Below are 5,164 nucleotides of genomic sequence, written 5' to 3' on the forward strand. Positions count from 1 at the left end.
GGGGGGGGGGGGGGGGGGGGGGGGGGGGGGGGGGGGGGGGGGGGGGGGGGGGGGGGGGGGGGGGGGGGGGGGGGGGGGGGGGGGGGGGGGGGGGGCGGGGGGGGGGGGGGCCGGGGGGGGGGTGCCGGCCGGGACTGCATGATTTACGGCGCCCTGGGCCGGGCTTCGGTTCTTGCGGGCCCGGCAGGCGCCACAAATCACGTTTTACGTCCCGGCCGGCACCCCACCCCGTCCCCGTCCCCGGCCGACCCCGTGCAGGGCCCGGTTCCCGAACGGGGCGGGTGGTCCGCTACGACTTCGGGAAGGGGGACAGCGGGGCCGGGGTGACCTTGAAGCCGCCCTTGGTGACCTCGGTGAAGGGGGCCGGGGCCATGCAGGTGCCCACGTTTCCCTCCGTCGGCGTGCCGTCAGGCTTCGCGTCCATGTTGACGATGCCCCAGGAGAAGCCGAGGCGGTCGGGCTCGCCGCGCTGGCCGTCCTGGACGCTGATGCCGATCCGCCTGCCCTCCAAGCCGACGCTCGAGCTCTTGACCACGGCCGTGAGAGTGGCCGTCCTGCCGCCCGTGACCAGACAGTCCACCTCCGCCTCGCCGACGGCGGTGACGCCCGACTCCGGCGAGTGGTGGTAGATCGTCACCCGGCCGCGCGCATCGGTCGGCAGGCCTTTCTCCGGGCCCGGGGCCGGGTACGGCTTGCTCCACGGGGCCGACTCGGCGTCGACCGTGAATCGGATGTCGTCCTTGGCGGAGTAGGGGAAGAAGATCGTGCCGCCCCCGTGTACGGAGGCGACCTTCGACGCGGCCGGTGCTGCCGGCGCCGCCGGGGCGGGGGCCGCCGCGACCAGGGTGGACACAAGGGCGGCGGCGGCTCCGGCGAGGACGAGGGCGCGCATGCGGTTCTTCATGGTGAACTCCCGTGTTCCAAGGGTGGTTTGGCTACGCGTAAAGCCTCGCCCCGGGCCCGCGCGTGATCCATCTGCCGATGGGCGGAGATGCGTGAAGGCCTCTCCCCCATTCGGGGGACCACCTCTGTGCGTCCCCAGCGTCCTCACTGTCCGGCCCCCATGGGGCGACGCTCGTCCCGCGGTGGCGGTCTGCGGTCGTACGGCGCCCCGTCCGGGCGCCCGAGCCGGCCGTCTCGCACGATCAGCCTCGGGGACAGGCGAGCGGCGTGCAGGCTCGCAGCCCAGCCAGGTCGAAGCCGTACGCCCACGCCTTTGATCGGCTCTCGAAGGGGGCTGCGCGGGGCGGTGCGGCCCGGGCGCTCGTAGCGGGTGCGCCGACGTCCCTGGACTGAGCATGGCCACCGCCCGATCGCCGGGCAGGGCGCTGGGCAAGCAGAGAGCCCCCGGCGGGCGCCAGGGGCTCTCAACAGATGCTGCTACCGGGATCAGCCGAGGCCGGGGCCGCGCACCGGGATGTGGGTGAACGTCGGCTCCGGGGCCGGGTTCTGGAAGAAGTCGTTGCCCTTGTCGTCGACCACGATGAAGGCCGGGAAGTCCTCGACCTCGATCTTCCAGACCGCCTCCATGCCGAGCTCCTCGTACTCCAGGACCTCGACCTTCTTGATGCAGTCCTGCGCGAGCCGCGCCGCCGGGCCGCCGATCGAGCCCAGGTAGAAGCCGCCGTGCGAGCCGCACGCGTCCGTCACCTGCTGCGAGCGGTTGCCCTTGGCCAGCATGACCTTCGAGCCGCCCGCCGCCTGGAACTGCTCGACGTAGCTGTCCATGCGGCCGGCCGTGGTCGGGCCGAAGGAGCCGGAGGCGTAGCCCTCGGGGGTCTTCGCGGGGCCCGCGTAGTAGACCGGGTGGTCCTTCAGGTACTGCGGCATCTCCGCGCCCGAGTCCAGCAGCTCCTTGATCTTGGCGTGCGCGATGTCGCGCGCCACGACCAGCGGGCCGGTCAGCGACAGGCGGGTCTTGACCGGGTGCTTGGTCAGCGTCGCCAGGATGTCGTCCATCGGCTGGTTCAGGTCGATGGAGACCACGTCCGAGGACTCGTCCAGGTGGGAGTCCGTGGTGTCGGGGAGGAAGCGCGCCGGGTCCGTCTCCAGCTGCTCCAGGAAGACGCCCTCGGCGGTGATCTTCGCGGTGGCCTGGCGGTCCGCGGAGCAGGAGACCGCGATGGCGACCGGGAGGGACGCGCCGTGGCGCGGCAGGCGCACGACGCGGACGTCGTGGCAGAAGTACTTGCCGCCGAACTGCGCGCCGATGCCGATCTTCTGGGTCAGCTCGAAGACCTGCTGCTCCAGGGCCTCGTCACGGAAGCCGTGGCCCAGCGGGGAACCCTCGCGCGGCAGCTCGTCCAGGTAGTGCGCGGAGGCGTACTTCGCGGTCTTGAGCGCGTGCTCGGCCGAGGTGCCGCCGACCACGATCGCCAGGTGGTACGGCGGGCAGGCCGCCGTGCCGAGCGAACGGATCTTCTCCTCCAGGAACTTCATCATGGAGGCCTCGTTGAGGACCGCCTTGGTCTCCTGGTAGAGGAACGACTTGTTCGCCGAGCCGCCGCCCTTGGCCATGAAGAGGAACTTGTACGCGCCGCCGTCGGTCGCGTACAGCTCGATCTGCGCGGGCAGGTTCGAGCCGGTGTTCTTCTCCTCCCACATGGTGATCGGCGCCATCTGCGAGTAGCGCAGGTTCAGGCGCGTGTAGGCGTCGTAGATGCCGCGCGAGAGGGCCGCCTCGTCGCCGCCCTCGGTGAGGACGTTCTGGCCGCGCTTGCCCATCACGATGGCCGTGCCCGTGTCCTGGCACATCGGCAGGACGCCGGCAGCGGCGATGTTCGCGTTCTTGAGGAGGTCGAGCGCGACGAACTTGTCGTTCGACGAGGCCTCGGGGTCGTCGATGATGCGGCGCAGCTGCGCGAGGTGCGCGGGGCGCAGGAAGTGCTGGATGTCGTGGATGGCCTCTTCGGCGAGCTTGCGCAGCGCCTCCGGCTCGACCTTGAGGAACGTACGGCCGTCCGCCTCGAAGGTGGACACGCCCTCGGCGGTCACCAGCCGGTAGGGGGTGGTGTCCTCGCCCAGGGGCAGCAGGTCGGTGTACGCGAACTCCGGCATTGGGGCCATTCCTCACTCGGCAGACAGCACTGACGACCAATTGGCAGCGCAGTCCACCAGCGTAGGACCTCCCGCCGTGCCCGCGGTTGTGAGGTAAGGCTCACTCGGCTTCACGCGGGAGTATCGCGATCTATCGTGTCTCGCTATGCTGGTGCCGTGGACCTGGAAAAGCACCCCGCCGCCCCCGCGCCGGCTCCCGCCCCTGCGGCCGCCGAGCTGCGCGCCTCCGACGCGGACCGGGACCGGATCGCGCAGATCCTCGCCGACGCACTGGCCGAGGGCCGGCTGAGCTCCGAGGAGCACTCCGAGCGCCTGGACTCGCTGTATGCCGTCAAGACGGTGGGCGGGCTGGAAGCGCTCGTACGGGACCTCCCCGCGCCCGGTACCGGCCACGCCCCGCCCGCGTACGCCGCGGCTCCCGGACCCGGTGGGCCCGCGGAGACGGTCGTCGCCGTGTGCAGCAGCTCCGCCCGCAAGGGCCGCTGGCGGCCCGCAGCGCTCACCCGCGCGGTCTCGGTCATGGGCGACATCACCATCGACCTCACCGAGGCGGTCTTCGAGCAGCAGGTCACGGAGGTCAACGTGACCTGCGTCCTCGGCAACGTCGAGGTCCTGGTCCCGGAGAACGTCACCCTGCGCGGCTACGGCAGCGGCGTCCTCGGCAACTTCGAGGTGCGCGGCGAGGGCCGGGGGGAGACCGACCCGCAGGCCCCGGTGGTGATCGTCCGCGGCTTCGCGCTGCTGGGCAACATCGAGGCACGGCCCAAGCCCGGCGCCCGCCTGGTCAATCTGGCCAACAAGCTGCGCAAGCGGCTGGACGGCTGACCGCCGCGCCAATCGACCCTGATCCAGCGGTATTTGGCCGTCGGGCTTCTAGGATCCGGCCCATGACCGAATCCAAGTGGGACCTGCTCGACCACGCGCACGAAGCCCTGCGCATCGCCGTCATCGGCGTACCCGCCGACGGCTGGGACCGCACGACGCCGTGCGAGAAGTGGAACGTCACCCAGGTGTTCCAGCACGCGGCCGGCGACCAGCTCGCGTACGCCGCCCGCCTCACCGGCGGCCCCGGCCCCTCCGAGGACCCCTTCGCACCCTCCGGCGCCTTGGCGGGGCCCCCGGCGCAGCTGCTGGAGCCGGCGCTCGCCGCCGCCGCCGAGGCCTTCGCCGGGGTCGCGCCCGGGACCGCGGAGGTAGCCGTCCCGCTGCCCCCGTTCACCGTGTCCGCCGAGACGGCCGTGGGCGCTGCCGCCCTCGACGCGGCGGTGCACGCCTGGGACATCGCCGTCGCCACCGGCCAGGAGCCGCCGCTGACCCCCGCCCTCGCCGCCGCCCTGCGCCCGGCCGCCGACGTGCTCGCCGAGCCCCTGCGCGGCTTCGCCTACGGCCCCGCGCTGCCCGCCGGGCCCGGGGCCGACGCCGGCCCGGTCGCCTCGCTGCTGGCCTTCCTGGGCCGCGATCCCGGCTGGGCGCCGCCCGGGAAGTGACGGCCTGCCGGGCATGGTCGCGTTTCGGACGAACCCCCGCCGTGCACTGGCACCCAGTGCATAGGGGCGCGCACAGCGGGTAGGGACAGGTGCATCGTCTCTCGCTCGCGTACCCGTCGTCAGGAGTAGACCGTGCCGCATCCGCCGCATCAGTCCCTGCAGGTTGCCGCCGTCCAGAGTCTTCAAGGGCGTGCGTCCGCCGTGCCGAAGCCGCGGGTGCCGACGAGGGAAGAGGACGGCCCGTGGCACGCGGAGGCGGTGTGCCGCCGCGACGAGGCGGGGCTGTTCTTCGCCCCCTCCAAGGAGCCCACCGCGGCCCGGCTCTCCCGCGAGGAGGCCGCCAAACGCGTCTGCGCGCGCTGCCCGGTCATGGTCGCCTGCCGGGAGCACGCCCTGCTCCAGCCCGAGCCGTACGGGGTCTGGGGCGGCCTCACCGCCGCCGAGCGCCGGGTGGTGCTGGCGCGGATGCGGCGCAGGACCGCGGAGCTGCACCAAGCCCCCGGGGGCGGTCCCATAGCCGCCGCGGGCTAAGGGCTGTCCCGTAATCCCCGGTGGGTCAGCGCACGGCGTCGGATGCGGTGCATCGCAAGGCGGAGGGGCGCCCCCATACTGGGCGTATT

General features: G+C 72.9%; 5 protein-coding genes. 3 read left to right on the forward strand and 2 right to left on the reverse strand.

Going from position 1 to position 5,164, the window contains the following annotated elements; translation table 11 throughout:
- Nucleotides 1–289 precede the first annotated feature (289 nt).
- Together ACFYOB_RS41405 and ACFYOB_RS41410 are read right to left on the reverse strand one after the other, a co-directional pair.
- Nucleotides 290–904, reverse strand: coding sequence for a hypothetical protein (locus ACFYOB_RS41405; RefSeq protein WP_388570221.1), 615 nt, complete (start codon nt 902–904; stop codon nt 290–292).
- Between the two features lie 485 nt (nt 905–1,389).
- On the reverse strand, nt 1,390–3,057 hold the full coding sequence (locus ACFYOB_RS41410; RefSeq protein WP_388570224.1) for a fumarate hydratase: 1,668 nt from the start codon (nt 3,055–3,057) through the stop codon (nt 1,390–1,392).
- 156 nt (nt 3,058–3,213) lie between these two features.
- Between ACFYOB_RS41410 and ACFYOB_RS41415 the strand changes: the two genes are divergently transcribed.
- The 3 genes from ACFYOB_RS41415 (at nt 3,214) to ACFYOB_RS41425 (ending at nt 5,075) form a co-directional block, all read left to right on the forward strand.
- Nucleotides 3,214–3,882: a DUF1707 domain-containing protein gene (locus tag ACFYOB_RS41415; RefSeq protein WP_388570226.1), complete on the forward strand. Its 669-nt coding sequence runs from the start codon at nt 3,214–3,216 to the stop codon at nt 3,880–3,882.
- Nucleotides 3,883–3,944: 62 nt separating this feature from the next.
- Nucleotides 3,945–4,544: a TIGR03086 family metal-binding protein gene (locus ACFYOB_RS41420; protein ID WP_388570229.1), complete on the forward strand. Its 600-nt coding sequence runs from the start codon at nt 3,945–3,947 to the stop codon at nt 4,542–4,544.
- Between the two features lie 132 nt (nt 4,545–4,676).
- Nucleotides 4,677–5,075, forward strand: a complete 399-nt coding sequence (locus tag ACFYOB_RS41425) for a WhiB family transcriptional regulator (RefSeq protein ID WP_388570232.1) — start codon at nt 4,677–4,679, stop codon at nt 5,073–5,075.
- Nucleotides 5,076–5,164 lie beyond the last annotated feature (89 nt).

Origin of the sequence: Streptomyces sp. NPDC006463 (genome assembly GCF_042870715.1) — a bacterium.
Taxonomy (GTDB): domain Bacteria; phylum Actinomycetota; class Actinomycetes; order Streptomycetales; family Streptomycetaceae; genus Streptomyces.

Coding starts and splice junctions, on each gene's coding strand:
- ACFYOB_RS41405 (WP_388570221.1), bottom strand. CDS start 904: ATGAAGAACCGCATGCGCGCCCTCGTCCTCGCCGGAGCCGCCGCCGCC.
- ACFYOB_RS41410 (WP_388570224.1), bottom strand. CDS start 3,057: ATGCCGGAGTTCGCGTACACCGACCTGCTGCCCCTGGGCGAGGACACC.
- ACFYOB_RS41420 (WP_388570229.1), top strand. CDS start 3,945: ATGACCGAATCCAAGTGGGACCTGCTCGACCACGCGCACGAAGCCCTG.